This is a genomic window from Bacillus sp. R45 (assembly GCF_021729365.1).
GTDB classification, from domain to species: Bacteria; Bacillota; Bacilli; order Bacillales; family Bacillaceae; genus Bacillus; species Bacillus velezensis.
On sequence record NZ_CP091421.1, the window covers coordinates 2,810,243 to 2,836,283 of the forward strand.

Here is a 26,041-nt window from a genome sequence, read left to right on the forward strand (position 1 = left end):
TCCCCTCTACTTGTGTTCGTTACATACCTCTTCCAGATCAGCAAGAATCTGATCGGTTTCATCCCAGCTGAAGATGGATGCGCCGGCCGCAAGCGGATGTCCGCCGCCATTGTATTTCCGGGCAATTCCGTTGATGACCGGACCTTTTGAACGGAACCGGACTCTGATTTGATCGTCTTCTTCTACGAAAAACACCCAAGCGCGGATACCCGAAATATTTCCGAGTGTTCCGACAAGCTGCGACGCTTCAGAAGCGGTGGTTCCATATGTCTCCAAAATGTCTTTTTTAATGAAAACGGAAGCGACGCCGTTTTCAGACAGTGACACATTTTGATAAATAAAGCCGTTAAGCTTCACCACATTTAATTTTGTTTCATACAATTGATTGAACAGCTCTGACGATGAAAATGGGAACTCAATGAGCTCTCCCGCGTATTTTAATGTCTTTTTTGTGGTGTTCGGGAATAAGAAGCGCCCCGTATCACCGACGATACCAGCGTAGATCAGCTCAGCTGCTTTCGTATTCAGTTTCCAGCCGTGCTGCTTTCCTTCCAGGTACAGCTCATAGATCATTTCGCTTACGGAGCTTGCATTCGTATCGACCCATAACAGATCGCCATACGGATCTTCATTTGGATGGTGGTCTATTTTCATGAGCTTTGCGCCGGAATGGTAGCGCTGATCGTCGACCCTGCCTTGGTTTGCGGTGTCGCACACGATGACAAGAGCATCTTTATAGGTTTCGTCATCCACCTCATCGAGGGAATATAAAAAAGACAAGGACGGTTCAGGCTGTCCGACGGCAAAAATATTTTTTTCGGGATACGTTTCCCGCAGGATTTCCGTAAGGCCGCACTGTGAACCGTAGGCGTCCGGGTCAGGCCTCACATGTCTATGTAAGATAATGGTGTCATATAATGATATGGTTCTGATCAGTTCGGATTTCATCGTTTTCTCCTTTTCGTTTTTATTCATTTAATCATACTCTTTATCCATGGAAAAGGAAAATCTTTCAGCAACGGTATAAACGGTTTTGCAAACTCATATAATGGAGGATTTCATTTATGCTGGTTTTTGTTTTTCTCATCGGGCTTTCTGCCTGCTTTTACGTGTATTACAAAGTAAAAGGAATCCAGACGAAACGGGCGCTGGAGAAGGAATGTTTTTCGGCTAAATCAAGTATGGCATTAGGCGCGCTGGTGCTTTTGTACGGAGTAAACCAAATGATTCTGTTCCACTCCGTCCTGACCCTGGTCATCGGCGGCGTCTTCATTTTAATCGGAGCAGGCAGCGCATGGGCCGGGTATAAAGCCTATAAGCATTATGAGCCCATCCATGCAAAGGAAGCGGAGAGGGACCACGCATAATGAATGCCAAGGGACCCGGGTGTGTCCCTTAACTTCTCTCCATCAGCTGCACCATGAGCATCGCTTTTGAAACGATGCCGCTTTGGCTTGACACTTCCACTTCCATTTTCCCGAATTTCCGGCCCGCCTCTAAAATGCGCGGTTTCACTTCTATGACCGACTCCATCTGTACGGGCTTCAGGAAGAAAATCGTAATGCTTTCAATGACCAGCTCGCCGCGTTTGCGGGAGCGTAAAAATCGGCTGGCGGCCTGGGTTAAAATCGTTGTAAACACCCCGTAAGAAATCGTGCCGAGCTGATTGGTCATTTGCGGCGTGACTTCATATTGATAAACGGCCGGCGTTTTGTTATCTTCCTCTTCTTTAAATCCCCTTGAAACAATATCATCCAGCTTTTCCCCGACCTGAGGCTGCTTTTGAACCATTTGAAGCGCTTTTAAGACATCCTGGCGGCTGATCATTCCGATCAGTTTGTGATGCCCGTCTGTCACCGGAAGCACTTCAATTCCTTCCCAAACCATCATTTGAGCCGCTGAGGCGACAGATGTTTTTCCGATCACCGTGACAGGGTTTTTGGTCATTACTTTTTCAATGGGAACTGACCGGTCATGCCCCGCGATATCTTTCGGTGTGAGGATTCCGTGGATTTTCATCTGCTGATCGATAACCGGAAAGCGGCCGTGTCCGGTTTCATAGTTCTTTTCGTACCATTTCTCCAGTTTATCCTTAGGGAACAGCGTCACTGTCCGATCTGCGGGCGTCAAAATATCTTCCACGAGCACAATCTCTTTTTTTATGAGCTGATCATAGATCGCCCGGTTGATCATCGCGGCTACCGTAAAGGTATCGTAGCTCGTGGAGAGAATCGGAAGCTCAAGCATATCGGCCAGCTCGATAATGCTGTCGTCGGTATTAAACCCTCCTGTTACCAAAACGGCCGCGCCCGCTTCAAGCGCCTGGCGGTGGGCGTTGATTCGGTTCCCGACGATTAACAGGTTCCCCGCGGCCGTATAACGCATCATCGCGTCAAGCTCCATCGCCCCGATCACAAACTTATTCAACGTTTTATGCAGACCCGCTTTTCCGCCGAGCACCTGGCCGTCGATCACATTGACGACCTCAGCGTATGTCAGCTTTTCAATATTTTCTTTTTTCTTCTGTTCAATCCGGATGGTCCCCACACGTTCAATAGTGGAAACGAATCCTTTGTTTTCGGCTTCCTTAATGGCTCTGTAAGCCGTTCCTTCACTGACTTTCATTTCTTTCGCAATTCTTCTGACCGAAATTTTTTCACCGACAGGAAGCGAATCTATGTATGATAGGATTTGTTCATGCTTTGTTGCCAAGCGTTTCACCTCTAAGGACAGTCTTCTGCTTTTATTATAAGGGTACGGGGGATTCATTCGCAATGAGACGCCCGAAAAAAGGCGGCATCACAAAAAAGACCTTCTGAATGCTTGATTCAGAAGGTCTTCGACACATATGTCAGGCAAGCTCAATGGTCTCGCCGACCGCCATGACTTTGCCGACGCCTCCGGGCAGACTTTCTGCGAAAGCGTCAGGGTCCTGTTCAATGACGGGGAATGTATTGTAATGAACGGGGACGACCTGTTTCGCTCTCAGCCATTCAGCCGCGAGTTTCGCATCTTCAGGCCCCATGGTGAAGTTATCACCGATCGGCAGAAACGCCAGGTCAATGTGATTCAGTTCCCCGATCAGTTTCATATCTGAGAACAGCGCCGTATCGCCGGCGTGGAAAATCGTTTTGCCGTCAATCGTTAATAAAATCCCGGCCGGCATCCCGGTGTATGTGATGGTTTTGTTTTCTTCATCAGTGACCGCCGATCCGTGGAACGCCTGTGTCAGTTTTACTTTGCCGAAATCAAATTGGTGCGCCCCGCCGATATGCATCGGGTGGACCTTTAAACCTTTAAAGCCGAGATAAACGGCCAGCTCGTTCGGCGCAATGACGAGCGCATCGTTTTGTTTGGCGATCTGCTCTGTATCTCCGACATGGTCATTGTGTCCGTGAGTAAGCAGGATGACATCCGCTTTCACTTCTTCCGGTTTCAAATTTGTCAGACTGTTTCCGGTCAGAAACGGATCAAAAATAATGTTATGGGTTTTCGTTTCCACTTGAATGACAGAATGTCCGTGATAAGTCACTTTCATCGTTTTCACCTCATAAAAAATTAATATTTATCAAGTTCCCTTTTTGACAAACGAAAAAACTTACAGGGATTGATGCCTGTTAATCACATTCAGCCCGCCTGTTGCTTCAATGACCGTTCCGGTTACAAGATCGGAATCTTCTTCACATAAAAACGCGATGATTCTCGCAATATCCTCTCCGGTTCCGGACCTGCCGATCGGCGTCTTTTCTTTGCCGATTTTCCGTCTTGCTTCCTCTATAGACGCTTCTTTCATATCTCCTACAATATCACCCGGGCAGACCATATTGGCTGTAATGCCTGATTCGGCTTCTTCAATCGCAATGGTTTTCGTTAACGAAGCCAATCCGACTTTAGCCGCTCCGAAAGCGGAACGGTGAAGCCAGCCGGGGGCATGGTCCGCTCCTTGAAAACCGTATGTAATAATCCGGCCGAAGCGCTGCTGTCTCATGACCGGGATAACCGCTTTAAACAGATGGAAAACGGCGCTTAAATTCCCTTCAAGCATGCCATACCATTCGTCATCGGAGTAATCGGCAAGCTTTTTGCGCTCAAATATGTACGGCCCGGCATTGTTAATCAGTATGTCAATCCTTCCAAACCGCTGAAGGGCTGCATCGGCGATCCGCATGAGATCTTCTTTCCGGGTTACATCGCCCTTAACGAATTGCAATCTGTCATGGCACCCGGGATAATCCGCCTTCAGACAAGCGACCGCTTCTTCGTCCTGTCTGTAATTCACTGTGACAGAAAAGCCTTTTTCCAGAAGCATTTCAGTCACTTTTCGGCCCAATCCCTTTGTACCGGCAGTGATTAGAGCATGTCGCACATTGAATACCCTCCCCAGGCAACGTAGCCGCTTCAATAAAATCAAGACGTTTCTCCCTCTACTTTACTATAAACAAACGGCAATATCACTTTTTTGCACTTCGTCCGCACGAAAAAAAAGCCGTCTTTACAGACAGCTTAATTTTCTGAAGGAGCAGAGGCTTCCTCCATGCCGACATAACCGCTTTGGTATGCCTCTGAGATAAGCCTGGCCGTTTCTTCACTTTCTTTTTCATCATAGATGTAACGGTCTTGTTCTTTGCGCATTCCTTCTACCTCCCATCTTTTATAGATGTAGGGTGTCTGATATGACGGGAAAATATGAAGGAAATTTCAGCAAATTAAATGCCGGCGCAGGCTTTTGCTTTTACGAGCGCCTGTTCTACCTGCTGAAAACCCGTTCCGCCGGCGCTCATTCTTTTTTCAACCGCATGATGCGGATCGAGCACGGTATAGATATCTTCTTCAAAGAGACTGCTGGCTTGAAGGAATTCTTCAAATGCCATGTCACTTAAATAGATTCCTTTTTCAATACAGCTGTACACAAGCTTGCCGACCACTTCATGCGCTTCTCTGAACGGCATGCCTTTTTTTGCTAAATAATCGGCAAGTTCCGTCGCGTTTGAAAAATCTTGTTTTGTCGCTTGTTTCATGATGTCTTTGTTTACTTTCATCGTTTCAATCATGCCCGTGAAAATCTGAAGGCTTCCTTCAACGGTTTTCACCGTGTCAAACATGCCTTCTTTATCTTCCTGCAGGTCTTTGTTGTAAGCGAGCGGGAGTCCTTTCATAATTGTGAAAAGACCCATCATATCACCGTATACGCGTCCGGTTTTACCGCGGATCAGCTCCGCCATGTCGGGGTTTTTCTTCTGCGGCATCATGCTGCTTCCCGTGGCGTACGTATCATCCAGTTCAATGAATCTGAATTCCTGCGAGCACCATAGAATGATTTCTTCTGATAAACGTGAAAGATGCATCATCAGCATGCTGCTGCCGCTTAAAAACTCGAGAATAAAATCTCTGTCACTGACTCCGTCAAGACTGTTCTCGTAAATGGAGTCAAAACCGAGCAGCTCCGCCGAATAGTTACGGTCTATCGGAAACGTAGTTCCGGCAAGCGCCCCGCATCCGAGCGGCGATATGTTAATCCGCTTCATAGCATCCCGAAAACGCTCTTTATCCCGTTCAAGCATCCAAAAATAAGCAAGCAGATGGTGGGCGAAAGAAATCGGCTGGGCCCGCTGCAAATGGGTGTACCCCGGCAGAATGGTCTCGACATTGGCCTCCGCTTTTTCGATCAGCGCTTTTTGGAACTGTTCAATCAGCACGATGATATGCGAGACATGATCTTTCAAATATAGATGCATGTCGGTCGCCACCTGGTCATTCCGGCTTCTGCCTGTATGGAGCTTTCCGCCTAGCGGTCCGATTTCTTCAATCAGCATTTTTTCAATGTTCAAATGAATATCTTCATAATCAACAGAGAATTCAAGCGTTCCTTCCTCAGCTTTTTGCAGGAGAGTCTGCAGCCCTTGACGGATGGCACCTTCTTCTTCTTCCGTCAGAATGCCGCATTTTTTCAGCATTGCCGCATGAGCGAGAGACCCTGTAATATCCTCTTTGACTAAGTTTTGGTCGAATGTGATGGATGCGCCGAACTCATCGACCCACTTTTCCGGTGTTTTTTGAAAACGGCCTCCCCAAAGCTTCTTCATGCTTCAATCTGCTCCTTTTTTTTCACAATGCTGTTTACTTTTGTCGGCAGTCCCCAAAGCTCGATAAAGCCGATTGCCGCGTGATGGTCAAACGCATCGTCTTTTGTATATGTCGCAAGTTTTTCGTCGTAGAGAGAATATTCCGACTTACGTCCTTCTACAATGGCATGGCCTTTAAACAGCTTGACGCGCACGACGCCGGTGACGTGTTTTTGGGTTTCTTTCAGGAATGCAAGCAGCGCGTCTTTTAACGGCGAGAACCATAAACCGTTATAGATGATTTCAGACAGTTTTTGTTCAATTGCCGGTTTGAAATGGGCCACTTCTTTCACTAAAGTCAGATCCTCAAGCTCTTTGTGAGCCGTAATCAAAGTCATGGCGCCCGGGCACTCATAAACTTCACGGGACTTAATGCCGACCAGGCGGTTTTCCACATGGTCAATCCGGCCGATGCCGTGTTTTCCGGCAGTCTCGTTCAGCTTGAGAATTAAATCAGCGAGCGGGTAGGTTACGCCGTCGATTGAAACCGGAACACCGGCTTCAAATGCGATTTCGATGATTTCCGGAACGTCCGGCGTGTTTTCAAGAGATGCTGTCAGGTCATATGCCCCTTCAGGCGGCGCCGCCCACGGATCTTCTAGTATACCGCATTCATTAGCGCGTCCCCATAGGTTCTGGTCGATGGAATACGGGCTGTCAAGATTGATCGGAATCGGTATGCCGCGGCTTGCGGCGTATTCAATTTCTTCTTCACGCGACCATTGCCACTCACGGACCGGAGCAATGACCTCCAGATCAGGATTTAATGATTTAATGGATACTTCGAAACGAACCTGATCGTTTCCTTTTCCCGTGCAGCCGTGCGCTACGGCCACCGCGTTTTCCTTTTCCGCCACTTCCACGAGTTTTTTCGCGATTAACGGACGGGATAGTGCAGATACGAGCGGATACTTGCCTTCATACATTGTATGGGCCTGCATAGAAATGAGCGCGTACTCCCGGGCGAATTCTTCTTTCGCATCAATCACATAGGAATTTACGGCGCCAACTTCCAGCGCTTTTTGCTGAACGAATGCCAAATCCTTTCCTTCCCCAACATCTAAGCAGCAGGCAACAACATCGTATCCCTGTTCTTGCAGCCATTTTATCGCTACAGAAGTATCAAGACCTCCTGAGTATGCCAATACAACCTTTTTTTGTTCTGCCATGTTAAAAGCTCCCTTTGTATAAAAATTAGTTTTAATTAATAAAAATGCATTTTGTATGTATACACTGTAACAAGTAAATTCTGTTTTTTCAAGCCTTTTATAAAAAAAACCCCACCCAATTTTTTGAGCGGAGCGGAGCCTTTTTATACATTTATAAATCTTTTCGGATTTCCCGGAGCACATGAGGCAGTTCAGGAATAATCAGTTTACTCATTGCAAGCTTTACGGCGCCTGAGGAGCCGGGCGTGCAGAAGACTGCGGTATTTCGGATCACACCCGCTGCCGCTCTGGACAAAATGGCGGCGGAGCCGATGTCCTCCGTATAGCTCAGCATGCGGAACAGCTCGCCGAACCCCGGGAGTTCTTTTGAAAACAGCGGCGTGACCGCTTCAATTGTGACATCCCTTTCGGCAATGCCCGTCCCTCCGTTTAACAGCACCGCATCTGTATATTCATCCATACAGCCGGATAAAACGGCTTTCTGCAATTCATCTTTTTCATCTTTTACAATGTCATAAGCGACCGTTTCAAATCCAGCTTCTCTGATGAAATCCATCATGACGCGCCCGCTTTTGTCGGTTTCTTTCGTTCTCGTGTCGCTGACTGTTATCACCTTGCAGCGCACGGCTGACGGGGCTTCTTGTTTATGTTCATGCACACTCATTGCTTCACCTCATCGTTTATGTATTAAACATATCGTAACGTTTGATTCTGGGGCATTCAATAAAAAAGCACACCCTAAAGGATGTGCTTTTTTCGCTCATTACTGTGCAAGACGGACGACGTCACGTGCGATCATGACCTCTTCGTCAGTCGGAATGATGATGACTTTGACAGGAGAGTGAGGGTAGCTGATAAACGCTTCCTCGCCGCGCACGTTGTTCAGCGCAGGATCCCAATATACACCCATGAATTCTAAGCCGCGAAGCACGCGTTCTCTGACTTCAACGCTGTTTTCACCGATACCCGCAGTGAAAATAATCGCGTCAACGCCGCTCATTCTCGCAGCGTAAGAACCGATGTATTTATGGATTCTGCTTGCAAACACTTCAAGAGCCGTTTCCGCTCTTTCGTTTCCTTCTTTTGAAGCTTCTACGATATCGCGGAGGTCGCTTGAGAAACCGGATATGCCAAGCAGTCCGCTCTTTTTATTTAATGTATTTAATACTTCATCTGCCGTCTGATCCGTTTTTTCCATAATGTACGGGATCAATGCAGGGTCGATGTTTCCTGAACGTGTTCCCATCGCAACACCCGCAAGCGGTGTGAAGCCCATTGACGTATCAATGGATTTTCCGCCTTCTACGGCCGCGATACTTGCGCCGTTACCGAGGTGGCAGGAAATCAGACGCAAATCTTCAAGCGGGCGGCCGAGAAGCTCAGCTGCGCGCTGTGTCACGTATTTATGAGAAGTGCCGTGGAAACCGTATTTGCGGATGCCGTATTTCTCGTAGTATTCGTACGGAAGGCTGTACAGGTAAGATTGCTCAGGCATCGTTTGGTGGAACGCCGTATCAAACACTGCAACCGCAGGCACATCCGGAAGCACTTCTTTAAAGGCTTTAATGCCGACGATGTTAGCCGGGTTATGAAGCGGCGCAAGTTCTGAAATCTCTTCAATCTCACGGATTGTTTCATCCGTAAGCAAAACAGAATCGCTGAATTTTTCTCCGCCGTGAACCACACGGTGGCCGATTCCGTCAATTTCGTTTAAATCCTTTATAATACCGAATTCAGTCAGCTTGTGAAGCAGCATCTTCACCGCAACCGCATGATCCGGAATATCTGTCACTTCTGTATTTTTTTCGCCGTTAACAGAGATAGTGAAAACGCTGTCGGCGATACCGATCCGTTCTACTAAACCTTTTGTTAGCACCTTTTCTGAAGGCATTTCGAATAACTGAAATTTTAAAGATGAGCTTCCTGCGTTAATTGCAATAATTTTAGACATAAATGACGCTCCTATCAAAATTCTTCTTCGTTTGTTCGTTCTTTTTTCCCAGACCATAACTGCGGTCCAAAAAATATCTGACTTTTCCATTTAAACATTGTCAACTCAGCATTTCAAGTCAACATCCACATTGGTACCGTTTACAATATGAAGTCGATATTTTCTGATAAATCTCATTTGTGCCAAATGGACGGCACGGCCTTACGGAATGTTATTTTCTTTCCTTAATTTGTGTTTTCGCCCTGATTTCCATTCATTTTAAAAAGCGAAAAGCAGCGCGGAATTTTGCGTCTCACACTGCTTTTTCGCCATTATTTTTCTTTTTGAATCCACTGATCCAATTTTGCCATCATCTCCCGCATCGCCTGCTGGTTCGCAAAAGAAGGAAGATTCGCCAAAAGCGCTTGTTTCGGCGGCTTTGCGTCTTCGCCTTTTTTCTGCAGGATTAAAATGCTCTTTGCCTGCGCTTCATCTTTAAACATAGTAGCCGGCAGCTGAAGCAGGGCGTTGATATATACTTTTTCCGCAAAAAACCGCTTCAGTTTATCGCTTTGCGCGCTGTCAAACAGATGGTTCGGAATCATAAAAAATAAGTATCCGCCCGGTTTTGTATGTTTGACGCTCTGCTCAATAAATAAGTGGTGGGCAAATGAGTGGCCTTCATCCGCTTTCAGCTCAAACGCTTCAGCGCCTTCGTCATTGGGATAGTAGCCGACCGGCAAATCGCAGATAACCGCATCGGCCGGTTCGATAAATAACGGCTGAAGACTGTCCTGGCAGAACAGCTCCATTTCTTTTTCCTGCAGATTCGCCTGCGCATATGCGATCTTCAGAAGGACATCGTCGATTTCAATGCCGAAGCTTTTTCCCGCTTTGTCAGAAAGCTGGTTTGCCGCGGTCAGCAGAAGATTTCCGGTGCCGCAGGCGGGGTCCAGCAACGTCAGGCCTTTTCGGCCGCCCGTAAATTTATTCACGAGGTAACTGATGAAAAGGCCGATCGTATCAGGCGTCATCTGTCTGTTCGGATGGGACTTATCTTTCAGTCCTTTTAAAATGGCGAGCTGGAACGCCTTGCGGATCCATTCATGCTCCCATTTTCTGAAGTCTGCTTTCGCAAGCAGGCTTTTAAGCTCGCCGGTTTGTTTTTCCTGAAGCGGAAGCTGGTCCGTCGTTTCAAGAAAATACATCTCTCCCGCCTCCGCAAGCCCCTCAATATAAGAAATCTCAAGGCCTTCTGCTATCACTTGGGCGGCTTCATCTAAAAGTTCATAAATCTGACCGACATGATCGTGTTGCATGCTGTTTCCTCCTTGCCATGAAAAGAGCTCCGCGGCAGCACCCGGAGCTCTTTTTCTCTCTTTACTTGATTAACGCTTTTGCAGCGTCGATAGGCTTTTCATAATTCGGGTGGTTTGTCGCTTCGCTTACGTATTCCGCGTAAACGACTTTTCCGTCCTGATCAAGGACAAATACGGAACGTGCCAAAAGACGAAGTTCTTTGATGTAAACACCGAATGCTTCACCAAATGACATCTCTTTATGATCCGATAATGTTTCCACTTTATCAATTCCGTTCGCTCCGCACCAGCGCGCTTGTGCAAACGGAAGGTCGGCGCTGATTGTATAAACGTTCACATCACCGAGTTTTGCGGCTTCTTCGTTGAAGCGGCGTGTCTGCGCGTCACATACGCCTGTGTCAATGGAAGGAATAACGGATATGATCGTTACTTTCCCTTTCATATCTGCTAATGTCTTCTCTTCTAATCCGTTTGTCAAAACCGTGAAGTCAGGAGCTTGGTCACCCGGTTTCACTTCTTGTCCGATCAGCGTCACGGCTCCGCCTTTAAATGTAATTTCAGCCATTCTGATTCCTCCCTTTATCTATGTATAGCTCTATCATAGTCGAGTTTTATGCAAACTGCAAAGGTTATGCCGCATCGTAAAAAAAGCTAACTGCGGGCGGCAGTTAACTTTTCTGTTATAAATCGATATCCGTTCTTTTTTGGTTCCGGCCTTTTTCATTCTTTTTAAACATATGCTGGATGCGTTCAATCGTTTGAGGCGCGGAGTCTAACAGTTTATCAATCAGATGGGTGTTTTCGTCTAAATGAAGCATACGCACGCCGTTTGTTCCGACAATCAGAAACGCAATCGGCGTAATGGATACTCCGCCGCCGCTTCCGCCGCCGAACGGGAGCTTCTGCTCTTTTCTTTCATCATCATCGGTTCTTTTTTCAGCCGGCTTTCCTCCAAACTCGCTTCCGCCCGCCGCAAATCCGAATCCGACCTTTGAAACCGTTAAGATTACGCTGCCGTCAGGCGTTTCAACAGGGTCGCCGATGATTGTATTCACGTCAATCATTTCTTTTAAATTTTCCATAGCGGTTTTCATTAAACCTTGAATGGGGTGGTCTGCCATATGCGCTCCTCCTTAAACTGATGAATCATTCTTTGAAGCAACCGGAACCGGCTGTTTCTTTCGTATGATAGAAAGTCCGTTCCGCCCGTATTTGAGCAATTTGAAAGCTGCACCTATAAGATGTCCAAAACGAAAAAAGAATATACACTGCAAATGCGTCTTGGATGCAGGCACTTGAAAAGACGGAATGACTTCGCACACCGGTTTATGTATGAAACGCAGATGATCATACAGCATCGCCGTAAGGCCTCCCTTTACGGCCCACAATCCGCCAGCGGCGATTCCCGTAACGGCGGCGTCCTTTATTCCGATAACCGTCACCCATTCAAACTTCGTAACACGGACTCCCGCAAGAAATGAGGCGGCGATTTGGCGCATCTGCAAGACTTGGTGCAGAATCATTTCTATTCTGTGAATGCTCTGTTTGACATCTTCATATGTGATTTTTTTCTTCTCTTTTTTCTGACCTTTCATTTCTGATTTCGTGTCCTGTTTGACATCAATAGACGCGTCTTCGCTGTTTACTTTAATGACGGGCAGCGTTTTTTTAAAACGGACCAGCCCGTATAAGGCCGAGAGTTTAAACGTCAGTTTGTCGTTATCTTTATCGTGAAGATATTCGAAAGTCAGATGGATTTTCATCCTCATGAGCAGCCAGACTAAAATGAGAATGAGAATTACAGCTGCTGCGGCATATCCCATAGGCTTCACTTCCTTAGCAGCATTATCGCCAAAACCAAAAAAAATAAACCCGGACGTTAATCCGGGTTTACTGCATTTATTTGCGGTACAGCGCTTCGTGAATCACCGTTGTGTCGGCGATCAGATCGTGAATGCCCTGCTTTTTGGGCGTAAACGCAATGACGATATAGAGAATCCAGATTTTATCGATATAACGCCCCACCGCTTCTCTGAAAATGACGGTGCTCCAAGTCAGCGGCTTTCCGGGCGTCAAAGAAGTGACCTTTAACCCGAAGACCATCTTGCCGAGTGTCTGATGAAACCATTTCGTCATGAACACAAAATAGGCGAGGTAGACGATCAGGGTTGTGACGGAATAAGCTGAGATTGTAAACATTCCGCTTGTTGCCGGGAGCTTCATCAGCGTGAAAATCGGTGAAACGATGAGATGGTTAAGTCCCCAGACCACCAGCCAATCAAGAAGAAACGCCCAAAACCTGATCCAAAAGCCCGCATATGCCTGCTCGGGCGCCCTCTGTTGTTCGGCTTCCTCTTTTTTGCCGTGAAAGCCTTCGTAAGTCGCGTCCATTCTTTCTTCCCCCCTACTTTGCATAGAGATACATCATCCGCGGCGAACCGGATTGCGAAATGAGTTCTTTCATATTCAGAAAATCAATTTCGCTTTTAAACATTTTCGCTGCGCTCATGGAAAAGAGCGAGCCTAATCCGAATCCTTCCTCGTATGTGATGACTGAAGCGTTTTTCATATTTTTATGGTCCTTTTTCATCGCGCTGATCGTATCATCGTAAAAACCGAGCTCATCAACGAGGCCGATTTTTTTCGCTTGTCTGCCGTCGTAAACACGGCCGTCGGCAATTTTTTTCACATCCGCTTTTGACATGTGCCGGCCTTTTGAAATGACATTGACAAATCCTTCATAAGAATCGTTGACCATTGTCTGCATGATCTTTCTTTCTTCCTTCGTCATGTCGCGGGTCGGGGACATGATGTCTTTATGCGCGCCGCTTTTAATGGTTTCAAACTTGATGCCGAGTTCATCGGCGAGCTTGGAATAATTGACGCTTTCCATGATGACGCCCAGTGAACCCGTGAGCGTTTCCGGTGAAGCATAGATTTTATCGGCGGCCGTTGAAATATAGTAGCCTCCCGATGCCGCCATGGAGCCCATGGATACATAAATCGGTTTCTTCGTTTCTTTCTTTAGTTCTTCCAGTTTTTTATGTATTTCCGCGCTTTCGTACACGCCTCCGCCCGGGGAATTGATTTTCAGTACAATTCCTTTGACGCTTTTATCTTCTTTCGCACGCTCAACCTGTTTTAAAAATGATCTGTGATCATACCCGCCTGAGCTGAGCAGGCCAGCGGACCCGCCGTTATCCTCAATCGTGCCGTCCACTTCAAGCACGGCGATTTTACTGCCGGGGCTGCCCTTATCCAGCGTCACTTCCTCTGTGTCATCTGTCAGTGATGCAAAGTCAGACCCTGTATCTCCGATATTCTTCAGCACCCCGACGGTCACACTTGCAATGACCGATACGCCGAAAATGCCGAGCGCGATGACGAGCGCAATCCATCTTTTTGCATTCATTTGTTCTCCTCCTTTTCTGTCAATATTCGTACGTTCCCCCGTAAAAAAAGATTCATTTTTTTCATGAAGCGCTTTCTCTTAACGGATAAACAGGAAACATGTTACACTATTGCCACAGGTATTTTAACACAATACCTGCTGGGAGAAAAACGTAAATATGACAGCAAAGGGGAATGGGGATATGACCGATCTTCGCCGCAATGTTTATTTTTTTCACAAACAAAACAACGAAACAAAAGAACAAGTCAGCTCTTTGAAGCAGCTTGCTGAATCGCACGGTTTTACAGTTGCGGCTCACCCGGAGGATGCCGGTATTATCGCCAGCATCGGCAGCGACGGCTCATTTCTGCAAGCCGTCAGAAAAACCGGATTCCGTGATGACTGCCTGTATGTCGGCATCGCTAAAAAAGGGAAAGCCCATTTGTACTGTGATTTTCACAGCGATGAGCCTGAAAAAATGGCGGCCAGCATGACCGCGGAACAGCTTGAGGTCAGAAAATACCCGCTCATTCATGTAACGGTGGACGGCAGCAATCATTTTCACTGTTTAAACGAGGTTTCCATCCGTTCAAGCATTATTAAAACGTTTGTGATGGATGTGTTAATTGATGATCTTCATTTTGAGACGTTCAGAGGAGACGGGATGATCATTTCCACCCCGACGGGCAGCACCGCCTACAATAAGTCTGTCTCAGGCGCCGTTGTTGATCCTTTGATTTCCTGCATGCAGGTATCCGAACTGGCGTCGTTGAACAACAACACATACCGTACACTCGGATCTCCGTTTATTTTAAGCTCAAACCGGAAGCTGACACTGCAGGTGGTCCAGGACGGCAATGAGCATCCGATTATCGGGCTTGATAATGAAGCGCTCAGCACGCGGAATGTCAAAAAGGTTGAGATTACACTATCCGATAAAAAAATCAAAACGGTGAAACTGAAAGACAACTCTTTCTGGGAAAAAGTAAAGCGATCATTTTTATCATAAAAAAAGAGGACGGGCATCACTGCCTGTCCTCTTTTTCATATACGATACGGCCGCCGACGACGGTTTTGACAGCTTCCAATTCATGAAGCTTTTTCGGATCCGTCCCGAACGGATCACCGCTGAGTACGGTAAAGTCGGCATCATAGCCGGGGGCGATCCGTCCGCGGCTATGTTCTTTATGGATGATGGCCGCGCTTCCCTCCGTGTAAAGCTGAATGGCTTCGTACACGGTCAGGCACTCTTTTTCATAATAGGCCGGACCTTCCGGATGCTGCTTGCTTGTACGGAGCACAGCCGATTGAATGCCCAGAAGCGGATCGGCCGGCTCAATCGGGGCGTCTGAGCCTCCGGCGCACAGCAGCCCTTTTGACAGCAGTGTTTTCCAGGCGAAAGCCGTTTTCATCCGCTCTTCTCCGAGCCGGTCAATCACCCACGGAAAGTCACTGGCCACAAAATGCGGCTGAAGATCAAGTCCGATCGGCAGCCGGGCGGCTCTTTCAATCAATCCGGCATCTAATACTTGCGCATGAATGAGCCTGTCTAGCTGTCCGGGCTTTGCCGGGTATCTTTCGATAACATCGAGCACCTTTTCAAATGCAAGGTCGCCAATCGCGTGCACGGCGATCTCCATCCCTTTCTCTCTCGCTTTATAAACAAGAGCGGCAAGGGTCTCGTCATCGTGCACCTGAACGCCGGAAACTGACGGATCATCATGATAAGGCTTTTTCAACAGAGCGGTTCTGCCTCCGAGCGCGCCGTCAGCAAAAATTTTCATCGCTCCGTATTCCAGGTAAGGTCCGGTCGATTTATCCAGAGCGCTCCAGCTGTCGACGGCTTCGTGATGAACGAGCAGATGGGCGCGAAAAGGATAAAGGCCGCTGCCGGTTAAAGACTCGTACGCGGCAACGGGAACGGACGGGTCTCCGTAGTATGCCAGATCTTCTGAATGCCCGCCTGTCAGGCCTTTTGACCAGCAGTCCGTAATCGCCGTTTGAAGCGCGCGTTTGACATAGTGAAGTGAGACGGGCGGCAGGGCCTGTGTCACAAGCTCTTGGGCTTTATCCAGCAGAAGGCCTGTCGGACCGGTGCCGTCCCGGACGATAATCCCGCCGTTTGGATCAGGTGTTTCGTTTGTAATCCCCGCCGCGCGCAATGCGGCTGAATTAACCGCAACGGCGTGCCGGCATACCCGCTTCAGCAGGACGGGGCGGTCGGGAAAGAGCGGGTCAAGGTCATGCTTCGTGACGTAATCCGGCCGTTCAAACAGGTTTTCATCCCAGCCTTCGCCGATCAGCCATTCGCCATCTTCCAATTCACGCTCTGCTTCTTTTGCGGCCCGCAGGATCGCTTCTTTTGACGTCAGCTGCGACAAATCGAGGCGAAGCTGTTTTTCCCCATGTCCGATTAAATGCATATGACTGTCCGTAAACCCCGGGAACATGACAGCTCCATGTAAATCGATTTCCTCCGTATCAGGCGAACCGTATGTTCCTTGGAGCTCCCGATAGCTGCCCGTCTGCCTGACGACGCCTTCTTCGGTATAAACGGATTCAGTGACATGATTCTTGTCAAGCATTGTATAGATGGTGCCGCCGTGCCAAATCGCTTTCATCCCCGCTCACCCTTTATCCTGTATTATGCTTTTTTATCAGCCTTCAGCCGTTCTTCACGCTGTCTCAGTTCCACACGTCTGATTTTTGCGGACGCCGTTTTCGGCAGGCTTTCGACAAATTCAATTTCTCTCGGATATTTGTAAGGCGCCGTAATCGTTTTTACGTGGTTTTGCAGTTCTTTGACAAGTTCGCCACTGCGCTTTTCATCGTCTTGTAAAACGACATAAGCTTTTACGATTGAACCTCTGATTTCATCCGGGCTTGCCACGACTGCACATTCTTTCACTTCCGGATGCTTCACGAGCGCGTCCTCTACTTCAAAAGGCCCGATTGTATATCCGGAGCTGACGATAATGTCATCATTGCGGCTCTCAAACCAAAAGTAGCCGTCCTCGTCTTTTTTCGCGCGGTCTCCTGTAAGAAAGTAATCTCCGCGAATCTGCTTTTTCGTTCTTTCGGGATCTTTATAATATTCCTTGAATAAGGCCGGTGTGCTCAAATGCACGGCGATATCGCCCGTTTCGCCTGTTTCGCATATTTCGCCCTTATCGTTTATAATCTCTACTTGATTTCCGGGGGTCGGTTTGCCCATGCTTCCCGGCTTAATATCCATATCCTTCAGGACGCCGACTAACAGGGTGCTCTCCGTTTGGCCGTATCCGTCTCTCACTTTAATACCGAAATGCTTCCGGAATACGTCAATGACTTCCCGGTTTAATGGCTCACCCGCAGAAACTGCGCTGTGAAGGGCAGAAAGATCATATTTGTCCAACTCCTCCACTTTTGCCATCAGGCGGTATTCCGTCGGGGTACAGCAGAAGACATTTACTTGATGGCGCTCCAGCAGCTCTAAATACGTCTTGGCGTTGAATCTGCCGTGATAAATGAATCCTGTCGCGCCGCTTCCCAGAACGGCGAGCAGCGGGCTCCACACCCATTTCTGCCAGCCGGGCGCCGCGGTGGCCCACACTGTATCGTCTTCGGAAATATCCAGCCATGCACCGGCTGAAGTTTTTAAATGGGCAAAGGCCCAGCCGTGTGTATGTACAACGCCTTTAGGCTGGCCGGTCGTGCCTGAAGTATAGGACAAAAACGCCATGTCCTCTCTTGTTGTATCAGCTGTTTGAAAACTGTTTCCGTCCGCTTCAATCGTTAAGAGGTTTTTCCAGCCTGCATCATTTTCACCGATTGACAATGTCACCAGCTGCTCGGTATTCACCTCGTCAAATGCGTTTATAAATGAAGGATAAACGATAGCGCCTTTCACTTCGGCGTGTTTGATCCGGTATTCAAGGTCTTTGGCGCGCAGCATTTCCGAGCAAGGAATGACGACCATCCCCGCTTTTAAGATCGCTAAATAAACGGCATACGCTTCAAGCACTCTCGGAACCATGACAATCAGCTTATCGCCTTTTTCAAATCCGAGACCTTTCAGGCGGGCTCCGATTTTATTCGTTTCTTCCATCAATTTTTCATACGTCCAGACTTTCTTGCCGCCTGTTTGATCTTCCCAAATAAGCGCGTTCTTCTCTTTGGAACGGCTGAACTTTTCGATTTCATTTACAAGGTTATAGTTCTTTGGGGCGATTAAATCTTCTCGTTTTAACACGAACAACTCCTCACTTTCTTTCCCCATTATACATAAACATAGGCCATTACAATAAAAATATGCATAAATTGCTTCCAGCCTTCTATCTATACTCATGAAAAAAGAGCGGGGAATTCCCCGCTCTCTTAGCCATTATGTGAAGTTGTGATTAAAACTGCTGCTGGCTGCTTCCGCCCATGCTTTGCTGAGCAAAAGAGACAAGACGTTTTGTGATTTCTCCACCGACAGAACCGTTGGCGCGAGAAGTTGTTTCCGGTCCAAGGTTTACACCGAATTCAGAAGCGATTTCATACTTCATTTGGTCGATAGCTTGAGCAGCGCCTGGCACTAAAAGCTGGTTGCTGTTTCCGCTGTTTGATTGTTGTGACATGTGTATCACCTCCTTGTGAGTATAGAATGTGATAAAACACATGTCTTCATTCAAAAAAACTTTGGTAATTGTATACAGTTTTAAAACAGGCCGGCAAACTTATCGTGAGCTTCCTGCTCTGAGTAAACAGTGATGGTTTCGATACCGGCAGCGGCCTCTGCAATCAGCGGTTCAAAATCAACGAAGCTTTCGAAGTGCTCGATTTTTTCTTTTTTCGGACGTGTTTTCGGACTTGGCGGCGTAAAGATGGTGCAGCAATCCTCAAACGGCTGAATGCTTGTTTCATAAGTGCCGATTTCTTTTGATTTCTCGATGATTTCTGTTTTGTCCATTCCGATTAAAGGGCGCAAAACCGGCGTTGCCGTCACGGCATTGATCGCATACATGCTTTCAAGCGTCTGGCTCGCTACCTGCCCGAGGCTTTCCCCCGTAATGATCGCGAGCGCTTTTCGTTCTTCTCTGATTCTGTCCGCGATTTGCAGCATAAGACGCCGCGTCGCCGTCATCGTATAGTTTTCCGGGATTTGTTTTTGGATGAGTTCCTGCGTCTTTGTAAACGGCACGATATGAAGCGTCATACTGCCGCCGAACTTCGCGAGGCATCCCGCGAGATCCATGACTTTCTGCTTTGCCCGTTCGCTCGTATACGGCGGACTGAAGAAATGTACGGCTTCAACTGATAATCCCCGTTTCATCGCGTAAAAACCGGCGACCGGACTGTCAAAACCGCCGGAAAGCATCAGCATCGCTTTACCCGCGGAACCGACAGGAAGGCCTCCGGCGCCTTTTTCGTTACGAATGGTCAGGAATGTCGCTTCCTCCCTGATTTCAATCCGAAGCGGAATATCGGGATTTTTCACATCGACGGTTAATCCATCCGTGTTTTTCAAAATATGGCCGCCGATTTCAGCGTTCATCGCATTCGTATCTAATTCAAACTGCTTGTAAGCCCGTTTGGTCTCGACCTTAAACGTATTCCCCGGTTTATATTCGTCTTCTATCGCGGCTAAAGCCGTTTTTTTAATGTCTTCCAGCTTGCTTTCGCATTTAATTGCGAGACTGAAACTTTGAATGCCGAATATATTCTTTAATAAGGAACAAATTTCCTCCGGGTTTTCTCCATTAAGTGTAATTGACATCCGGTCCCGGTTTGAAAAGTATTTTACTTTTTTATAATCCTTTAATACCAGGCGGATATTTTGTTTTAATCTTTCAATAAAACTGCGTCTGTTTTTTCCTTTTGTGGATATTTCACCAAAACGGATTAAAATATGATCGTAATTCATATGCTACCTCATCATTTTTTTTAGTTTTTGAACAGCCGGCACCAGCGCGGCCATAAACGGCTCCGTGATGTCAGCCGTATGGCTGAAGTTCAGGCTGACTCTGATGCTGCTTGATGCAATCTGTTCGCCTTTATTCATTTGCAGAAGAACACGGCTCGGTTTATGCTCTCTTGCCGAACATGCCGCGGTTGTGGAGACATATATTCCTTTTTCCTCAAGCATGTGCAGCAGCACTTCGGCCTTCACGCCCGGAACGGAAAAATTAATGATATGCGGAGCGCTGTTTTCGGCGGGAGTGTTGATGACGACCCCGTCCGCCCCGCTCAGCCTTTCCATGAGCGCATTCTTGGCAGCCTCCACGGAAGAAAGCCGCTCATTCATGTCACGCGAGGAAAGATTGATCGCTTTCGCAAGGGAAACGGCGCCTGCCGTATGTTCTGTTCCGGCCCGGACGCCTTTTTGCTGCGAGCCGCCCGTTATAAGCGGAATGAGCCGCGTTCCTTTTTTGACGATAAGCGCTCCGGTCCCTTTTAAGCCGTGAAACTTATGCCCTGAAACAGTGCAAAGGTCAATGCCCGCTTCTTCTATAGACAGAGGAACTTTATGAATGCCCTGCACATGATCAACATGAAACAGAATATTCCGGTGCTGCTTCAAAAACCCGCCGATTTCCTTTACGGGCTGAATGGAGCCGACTTCGTTATTGACATGCATGACGCTGACGATTATCGTATCCGGCCTGATAGCAGATTTGACGTCTTTCAAAGAAACGAAGCCGTTTTGATCGGCCGGAAGATATGTGACTTCAAAGCCGAACAGCTCTGTCAGCTGATCAAGCGTCTCCGTCACAGAAGGATGCTCAATCGCCGAAGCAATGATATGTCTTCCTTTACTCATGTTTGCCCAGGCCGCTCCCTTTAACGCAGCGTTATTCGCTTCAGTCGCGCCTGATGTAAATACAATATCATAATTTTTTAAACGTAAGGTTCTTTTTATTTGCTGAGCGGCCGCTTCAAGGAGCTGCTCCGTCTCAGTTCCTAACTGGTGCAGAGACGAAGGATTGCCGAAATAACGGCTGCTCGTCTGTTTATACACTTCCAAAACCTCTTCATACGGCTCGGTCGTTGAGCTGTTGTCTAAATATATCATTTTTTTTACTCCTTTTATGAAAACGGTACATCGTATGATATTTATGCTACCATAACAAAAGTAAATAGAAATTCGCAATAAATCGAGTATTGACTTCTCTGTACATTGCCATATAATAAGTAATGTTCGTTTTGTTATATTATCTGACAATTAATTGACAGAATATTTCAACATAGTATTTAGGAGGACTTTTATGAAACACTCACTACCTGTCAAAGATACCGTTATTATCGGTTTCATGCTCTTCGCACTTTTTTTCGGGGCAGGAAATATGATATATCCGCCGGAGCTTGGGCAAGCGGCGGGGCATAATGTCTGGAAAGCGATGGGCGGTTTCTTACTGACCGGCGTAGGACTGCCGCTTTTAGGTATTATCGCCATCGCATTAACGGGCAAAGACGCGAAAGGACTTGCCGATAAGGCTCACCCGGTATTCGGCACTATTTTCACCGTTGTGCTTTATTTATCAATCGGGCCGCTTTTCGCGATTCCGAGAACCGGAACCGTTTCATATGAAATCGGTGCAGTTCCGTTTTTAAGCGGCATTCCGGAAAGATTATCTTTATTTGTTTTCACGTTGATCTTTTTTTCTATTACGTATTATTTAGCTCTTAACCCGTCCAAAATCGTGGACAGAGTCGGAAAGATTTTGACTCCCATTAAATTCGGTATCATTTTAATCATTGTCGTAAAAGCCATCGTCACTCCGATGGGCGGGCTGGGCGCCGTACATCAGGCATATTCCGGAACGCCGGTGTTCAAAGGATTTTTGGAAGGCTATAAAACAATGGATGCACTCGCCTCAATCGTCTTCGGCGTCGTTGTCGTCAACGCTGTTAAAAGCAGGGGCGTCACCCAGCGTAAAGCGCTCGCGGCCGCTTGTATTAAAGCGGGTCTGATTGCAGCGGCGGGTTTGACATTCATTTATTTATCTTTGGCCTATTTGGGAGCGACAAGCACGGACGCTGTCGGGCCGCTCGGCGAAGGCGCAAAGATTTTATCAGCTTCATCTGATTACCTGTTCGGTTCACTGGGAAACATCGTTCTCGGTGCCGCCATCACCGTTGCGTGTTTAACGACAAGCATCGGGCTTGTCACATCTTGCGGCGAATATTTTTCAAAATTGATTCCCGCTTTATCATACAAAATGGTGGTTACGATTGTCACGCTGTTCAGTCTGGCGATTTCAAATTTCGGACTTGCTGAGATTATTGCATTTTCAGTTCCTATTTTATCAGCCATTTACCCGCTGGCGATTGTCATTATCGTCCTTTCCTTTATTGATAAAATCTTTAAGGAAAGACGCGAAGTCTATATCGCCTGCCTGATCGGAACGGGGCTGTTCAGTATCCTGGACGGTTTGAAGGCAGCCGGCATTCCGCTCGGATCATTAGATTCATTCTTAAACGCAAATCTTCCGCTTTACAGCATGGGAATCGGCTGGGTGCTTCCGGGCATTGCCGGAGCGATCATCGGCTGCATCATCACGTTTTTTATCAGCCCGCCTATCGAATTAAATAAAGCAAAATCGTAACATTCAGCGCCTGCGGTTTGATGTATATCAGCCATAGGCGCTTTTTATATTCCGTGAGAAACAAAAAAACTGCACCTCTGATTTCCATCAGGGTGCAGTTTTTGCTTGTGCGTCTATGAAGCAGATTGATCAGCTTTAATTTTTTTCACGGCGCCGGGAGCTGCTTTTTCAACAGCATCTGCCGCCATCTCATAAGCTTCATTATAGCTGTAAGCGTAAAACAGCCGTTCCGCTTCTTTCAGCTGTTCGGATAAAATATGATTCTGGCTTCGGAAACGGTTGCCGTACTGGATGATCCGCTCAATCAGCTTCACCTGAATCACAAGTTGTTCCGCCTCTTCGCTGACTTCCGCAACCACCTTTTCAGCTTCGGTCAGATGTTTGGCGGCTTCCTCCATGTTTAACGGCAGCTCTTCCAATTGGCTGACGGTCTCTTCTATATGATGATTTGCCGTCTCGAGCTTGTCCTTGACTTGTTCAGGAATTCCCGGCACGTTGCTTTTTTGCAGCATTCGGGCCGTGTCAGAAATGGTTTTCCGAAGATTCATCAGCGTTTCCCGCGCCTGCAGTTCTTCTTTTCTGAGCGCCTGCAGATTTTCACGGTATTCGGCATGTTCTTTCTGAGCTTCTTCCATCTGCTTTTCGATGGCCTCGACTTCTTCAATCAGCAGAGAGTAAGCGACATGCTCACCGTCAAGCTTTTCTCTCGCCTGCTCAAGGAGCCGGCCGATCGTTTCCAGCTGTTTTTCGAAAGCATGCTGTCTGCCGATTTCTCCCGCCGTCAGCTGATAGCTTTCCTTGACGAGCTCCGTTTCGGTTTTTGTGCGGTCTTTTTCTTCCTCAAGATTCTCATACGCGATGATCAGCTCAGGCATTTTGCTTAATACGGACTGTCCGGCTTCCACTTCGCCTTCCAGCTGTTCATACATCGATTGAATGGTTTCATCAATCAGCTGAAGAATGGCGGACGCTTCGTCGACATCTAATTCTTCCAAAAGCGCGCTTTCGGCCCGTTTCAATTGATTGGTGAGTGTCTCCAGCTCTTTTTCGATTTGAATATGCTCCAATTTGTAGCCTTTTTCCGTCATTTCCCGGTAGCCGTCTTTCAGCTTGGCAATTTGGTTAGGCACGGTCTGTTTACAGTCAGCGAGCAGTTTCGGAACGTCATCTATGTATGTTTGAAGCTGATCCAGTCTGCGGTCCTGTTCAAGCAGCACTTTTCTCGCTTTGATGTAATTGCCGCTTTCCGTCTCTTCTTCGAACTTTTTTATGCCGCTCCAGATTTCGTCGAGATCCGTCTCCAGACTGTTATATAGCTCTCCGTAGAGATGGCTGTACGCCAGAAGGTTTTTTCGCGCTTTTGAATACCGCTCACGCACCTGTTCAATCTCTCCGCGGCTTTTTTCCTCGCTCGTCACAAGATCGCTGATCTCACGCAGTATGCCTTCTATATTTGATTCGGCTGCAGTGAGGAGGTCGTCGATGTGGACAAGCACCTGATTCGCTTTTTTAAACCGGTATTTGTCGGCGTTCTCTTCGGCATCATAAAGGAGCTCTTCTACTTTCGGCAGATGGGCTGTGACAATTTCATCCCACTCTTCGCGCCATCTTTCAAAGAACTCTTCCGTCTCTCCGGTCATTTTCAGATGTTTGATCTTGGACATTTCTTCCACTATCGAACGGTTTAAAATTTCAATCTTCCATGACTCCAGCCGGTCAATTTCCGTATAAATTTTTTTCCTGAAAAAGTAGCCCGCCGCAAAGAGCGCGAGCAGTATAACCAATAATCCGATGACTAACTCCATAATGAGCCCCCTTGTTGTTCTCTTAATCTGTCAGGGTGTTTTATGTATTCAGAAAGATTTCAATATATGTATTGAGAAAATCTGTCGTTTTCATTGTTATTATGATACCATGTAACCAACATTTTTTGACCAGAAATCAAAAACTTTTTGCATAATTTCGGCAGGATTCTGCAATTTTTTAATGGAGTGACACAAATGGAAAAACGAGACGCTCATATCCACACGCCTTTTTGCCCTCACGGCTCGAAGGATGCGCTGAAAGAATATGTCGAAAAGGCCCTGGAAAGAGGCTTTGACTCGATCACATTTACAGAGCACGCCCCCCTTCCTCCGTCATTTCAAGATCCCGTACCGCTTCAGGACAGCGCGATGGATCTCAGACAGATGGAGGTTTATTTGGAGCGGCTGTCACAGCTGAAAAAGGAATACGATGGACAAATCAGCATTCTGACCGGGCTAGAAACTGATTTTATCACAGGGTATGAAGAGGAAACCGCGGCGTTTCTGAACACGTACGGCCCCTCACTGGATGACGGCATTTTATCCGTTCATTTTTTGAAGACCGGTCCGTCTTATATCTGCCTCGATTTTGACGAGCACGCCTTTCAGCAGCTCGCCGCGCACTTCGGAAGCGTTGAAGCCGTATATGAACAATACTATGAAACTGTGTATTCTTCCATTGTAACACCGCTCGGCCCCTTTAAGCCAAAACGGGTCGGCCATATCACGCTCGTCAAAAAATTCGCGCGCCTTTTCCCTTACAGCATGTCACCTCAAATAAGAGAGCTTGCGGCCCGCTGTCTTGACGCCGTGAAAGAACACGGAATGGAGCTGGATGTGAATACATCCGGGCTCAGAAAGAAGTTTGCCGGGGAAGTATACATGGAGGATTGGATGGCTGAGACGGCGAAGCAAAAAAAAATCCCGCTCATATTCGGGTCGGACGCCCATCAAGCGGAAGATGTCGGCAGTTCCTATGAAACGTACAAAAGCATCATTACTTCATAAGCGCCGCATCAGGCCGTCGGAACACGCTTTCGATCCAGATCTTCACCTCTTCAAAATACCTTTTATAAAAGTACGGTTCATGAGGCTGCATATAGAGCACCTCTGTAATGTATTGAGGCTGAAGATACGGCATCATCAAGAGGGATTTCAATTGCAGAATAAAATGCGGCACGGGCAGCGTCAGCCGTCTGTGGCGTGACTGCCCTTCTTCAATCACCAGCTGGAAAATATATTTTTCTTTCATTAAGTAAGTAGACATAATTTCCCTGATAAGCACGGAATCAATCGTCACTTCCCGGTACACAAACCGCGTTAATTGACGGTTATCGTGCTGATAGGATAAAATATCGAAAATCACCCGCAGGATGCGTTCCTGCGCGTCTTCACCGTTCATACTGACGGCGGCTTTTTCCAGCGCTTCAGTATAGCCTTCGTAAAACTCGGAAACTAAATGTTCCATTAATCCGCCTTTCCCTTTAAAATAGTAGGAGATGTGCGCAACATTTACATCAGCTGACTTTGCGATTTCACGGACGGACGTGCCGGAATAACCTTTTTGGTTAAACAGCTGGACAGCGGCGTTAATAATTTTGTCTTTGGTGCTTACTTTCATACGGCTCACCCCTTTATGTGTAACAATTCAAGCAGAAAGGCGCCGTTCCTGTAAGAACTTCTCGACAAATGCCGGCAGAACGGCCGGAACTTTGTTTGATATTATAGAAAAAGT

Annotated in this window: 26 protein-coding genes; 4 read left to right on the top strand and 22 right to left on the bottom strand. The window is 47.2% G+C overall.

Annotation, left to right across the window (positions count from 1 at the left end; all coding sequences use genetic code 11):
* Positions 1-6: 6 nt before the first annotated feature.
* Positions 7-948, bottom strand: a complete 942-nt coding sequence (locus tag L3V45_RS13735; RefSeq protein WP_003152435.1) for a DHH family phosphoesterase — start codon at positions 946-948, stop codon at positions 7-9.
* A 116-nt stretch (positions 949-1,064) separates the two neighbouring features.
* On the opposite strand from L3V45_RS13735, the gene L3V45_RS13740 reads away from it, so the two are divergent.
* Positions 1,065-1,367, top strand: a complete 303-nt coding sequence (locus L3V45_RS13740) for a YtpI family protein (protein WP_003152434.1) — start codon at positions 1,065-1,067, stop codon at positions 1,365-1,367.
* Between the two features lie 28 nt (positions 1,368-1,395).
* Here L3V45_RS13740 and L3V45_RS13745 read toward each other — a convergent pair whose 3' ends face one another.
* From L3V45_RS13745 to sppA, 14 genes are all read right to left on the bottom strand, one after another.
* Positions 1,396-2,712 carry a CBS domain-containing protein gene (locus L3V45_RS13745; protein WP_003152433.1) on the bottom strand — a complete coding sequence of 439 codons (1,317 nt, stop codon included), beginning with the start codon at positions 2,710-2,712 and terminating at the stop codon, positions 1,396-1,398.
* 139 nt (positions 2,713-2,851) lie between these two features.
* Positions 2,852-3,538 (bottom strand): metal-dependent hydrolase, encoded by a 687-nt coding sequence (locus L3V45_RS13750; protein WP_003152432.1) that lies wholly within the window; start codon positions 3,536-3,538, stop codon positions 2,852-2,854.
* Positions 3,539-3,598: 60 nt separating this feature from the next.
* Entirely contained in the window at positions 3,599-4,366 is a 768-nt protein-coding gene (locus L3V45_RS13755; protein ID WP_003152431.1) for an SDR family oxidoreductase, read from the bottom strand.
* A 137-nt stretch (positions 4,367-4,503) separates the two neighbouring features.
* Positions 4,504-4,632: a hypothetical protein gene (locus L3V45_RS19530; protein ID WP_003152430.1), complete on the bottom strand. Its 129-nt coding sequence runs from the start codon at positions 4,630-4,632 to the stop codon at positions 4,504-4,506.
* 74 nt (positions 4,633-4,706) lie between these two features.
* Complete coding sequence (argH, locus tag L3V45_RS13760; RefSeq protein WP_003152429.1) at positions 4,707-6,083, bottom strand: argininosuccinate lyase; 1,377 nt, start codon at positions 6,081-6,083, stop codon at positions 4,707-4,709.
* Entirely contained in the window at positions 6,080-7,291 is a 1,212-nt protein-coding gene (locus L3V45_RS13765; RefSeq protein WP_003152428.1) for an argininosuccinate synthase, read from the bottom strand. The genes argH and L3V45_RS13765 overlap by 4 nt, the downstream gene beginning before the upstream one ends.
* Positions 7,292-7,442: 151 nt before the next feature.
* Positions 7,443-7,955, bottom strand: a complete 513-nt coding sequence (locus tag L3V45_RS13770) for a MogA/MoaB family molybdenum cofactor biosynthesis protein (protein WP_003152427.1) — start codon at positions 7,953-7,955, stop codon at positions 7,443-7,445.
* Positions 7,956-8,054: 99 nt separating this feature from the next.
* On the bottom strand, positions 8,055-9,242 hold the full coding sequence (locus L3V45_RS13775) for an acetate kinase (RefSeq protein ID WP_003152426.1): 1,188 nt from the start codon (positions 9,240-9,242) through the stop codon (positions 8,055-8,057).
* 311 nt (positions 9,243-9,553) lie between these two features.
* Positions 9,554-10,540, bottom strand: coding sequence for a class I SAM-dependent methyltransferase (locus L3V45_RS13780; protein ID WP_003152425.1), 987 nt, complete (start codon positions 10,538-10,540; stop codon positions 9,554-9,556).
* Between the two features lie 61 nt (positions 10,541-10,601).
* Positions 10,602-11,105, bottom strand: a complete 504-nt coding sequence (gene tpx, locus L3V45_RS13785) for a thiol peroxidase (RefSeq protein ID WP_003152424.1) — start codon at positions 11,103-11,105, stop codon at positions 10,602-10,604.
* A 115-nt stretch (positions 11,106-11,220) separates the two neighbouring features.
* Positions 11,221-11,661, bottom strand: a complete 441-nt coding sequence (ytfJ, locus tag L3V45_RS13790; protein WP_003152423.1) for a GerW family sporulation protein — start codon at positions 11,659-11,661, stop codon at positions 11,221-11,223.
* A 12-nt stretch (positions 11,662-11,673) separates the two neighbouring features.
* Positions 11,674-12,363 (bottom strand): DUF2953 domain-containing protein, encoded by a 690-nt coding sequence (locus L3V45_RS13795; RefSeq protein WP_003152422.1) that lies wholly within the window; start codon positions 12,361-12,363, stop codon positions 11,674-11,676.
* A gap of 76 nt (positions 12,364-12,439) precedes the next feature.
* The gene (locus L3V45_RS13800) at positions 12,440-12,931 is read right to left on the bottom strand and encodes an RDD family protein (RefSeq protein WP_003152421.1); all 492 of its coding nucleotides are present in this window, start codon (positions 12,929-12,931) and stop codon (positions 12,440-12,442) included.
* Between the two features lie 13 nt (positions 12,932-12,944).
* Positions 12,945-13,952 carry a signal peptide peptidase SppA gene (sppA, locus tag L3V45_RS13805; RefSeq protein WP_003152419.1) on the bottom strand — a complete coding sequence of 336 codons (1,008 nt, stop codon included), beginning with the start codon at positions 13,950-13,952 and terminating at the stop codon, positions 12,945-12,947.
* Between the two features lie 181 nt (positions 13,953-14,133).
* Here sppA and L3V45_RS13810 point away from each other — a divergent pair, with 181 nt between their 5' ends.
* Entirely contained in the window at positions 14,134-14,940 is an 807-nt protein-coding gene (locus L3V45_RS13810) for an NAD kinase (RefSeq protein ID WP_095315558.1), read from the top strand.
* Between the two features lie 16 nt (positions 14,941-14,956).
* On the opposite strand, the gene L3V45_RS13815 is transcribed toward L3V45_RS13810, so the two are convergent.
* The 5 genes from L3V45_RS13815 to L3V45_RS13835 form a co-directional block, all read right to left on the bottom strand.
* Positions 14,957-16,552, bottom strand: coding sequence for an amidohydrolase (locus tag L3V45_RS13815; protein ID WP_032858465.1), 1,596 nt, complete (start codon positions 16,550-16,552; stop codon positions 14,957-14,959).
* A gap of 23 nt (positions 16,553-16,575) precedes the next feature.
* Complete coding sequence (mbcS, locus tag L3V45_RS13820; protein ID WP_014305574.1) at positions 16,576-18,162, bottom strand: acyl-CoA synthetase MbcS; 1,587 nt, start codon at positions 18,160-18,162, stop codon at positions 16,576-16,578.
* 148 nt (positions 18,163-18,310) lie between these two features.
* On the bottom strand, positions 18,311-18,532 hold the full coding sequence (locus L3V45_RS13825; protein WP_007408043.1) for an alpha/beta-type small acid-soluble spore protein: 222 nt from the start codon (positions 18,530-18,532) through the stop codon (positions 18,311-18,313).
* 80 nt (positions 18,533-18,612) lie between these two features.
* Positions 18,613-19,818 carry a tRNA uracil 4-sulfurtransferase ThiI gene (gene thiI / locus L3V45_RS13830; protein ID WP_014305575.1) on the bottom strand — a complete coding sequence of 402 codons (1,206 nt, stop codon included), beginning with the start codon at positions 19,816-19,818 and terminating at the stop codon, positions 18,613-18,615.
* 3 nt (positions 19,819-19,821) lie between these two features.
* On the bottom strand, positions 19,822-20,967 hold the full coding sequence (locus tag L3V45_RS13835) for a cysteine desulfurase family protein (RefSeq protein ID WP_003152413.1): 1,146 nt from the start codon (positions 20,965-20,967) through the stop codon (positions 19,822-19,824).
* 193 nt (positions 20,968-21,160) lie between these two features.
* On the opposite strand from L3V45_RS13835, the gene brnQ reads away from it, so the two are divergent.
* The gene (brnQ, locus tag L3V45_RS13840; RefSeq protein WP_003152412.1) at positions 21,161-22,501 is read left to right on the top strand and encodes a branched-chain amino acid transport system II carrier protein; all 1,341 of its coding nucleotides are present in this window, start codon (positions 21,161-21,163) and stop codon (positions 22,499-22,501) included.
* Between the two features lie 113 nt (positions 22,502-22,614).
* Here brnQ and ezrA read toward each other — a convergent pair whose 3' ends face one another.
* Complete coding sequence (gene ezrA / locus L3V45_RS13845) at positions 22,615-24,306, bottom strand: septation ring formation regulator EzrA (protein ID WP_014305576.1); 1,692 nt, start codon at positions 24,304-24,306, stop codon at positions 22,615-22,617.
* Positions 24,307-24,501: 195 nt separating this feature from the next.
* On the opposite strand from ezrA, the gene hisJ reads away from it, so the two are divergent.
* Positions 24,502-25,314, top strand: coding sequence for a histidinol-phosphatase HisJ (gene hisJ, locus L3V45_RS13850; protein WP_014305577.1), 813 nt, complete (start codon positions 24,502-24,504; stop codon positions 25,312-25,314).
* Here hisJ and refZ read toward each other — a convergent pair.
* Entirely contained in the window at positions 25,304-25,927 is a 624-nt protein-coding gene (refZ, locus tag L3V45_RS13855) for a forespore capture DNA-binding protein RefZ (RefSeq protein ID WP_007408038.1), read from the bottom strand. The genes hisJ and refZ overlap by 11 nt on opposite strands.
* Positions 25,928-26,041 lie beyond the last annotated feature (114 nt).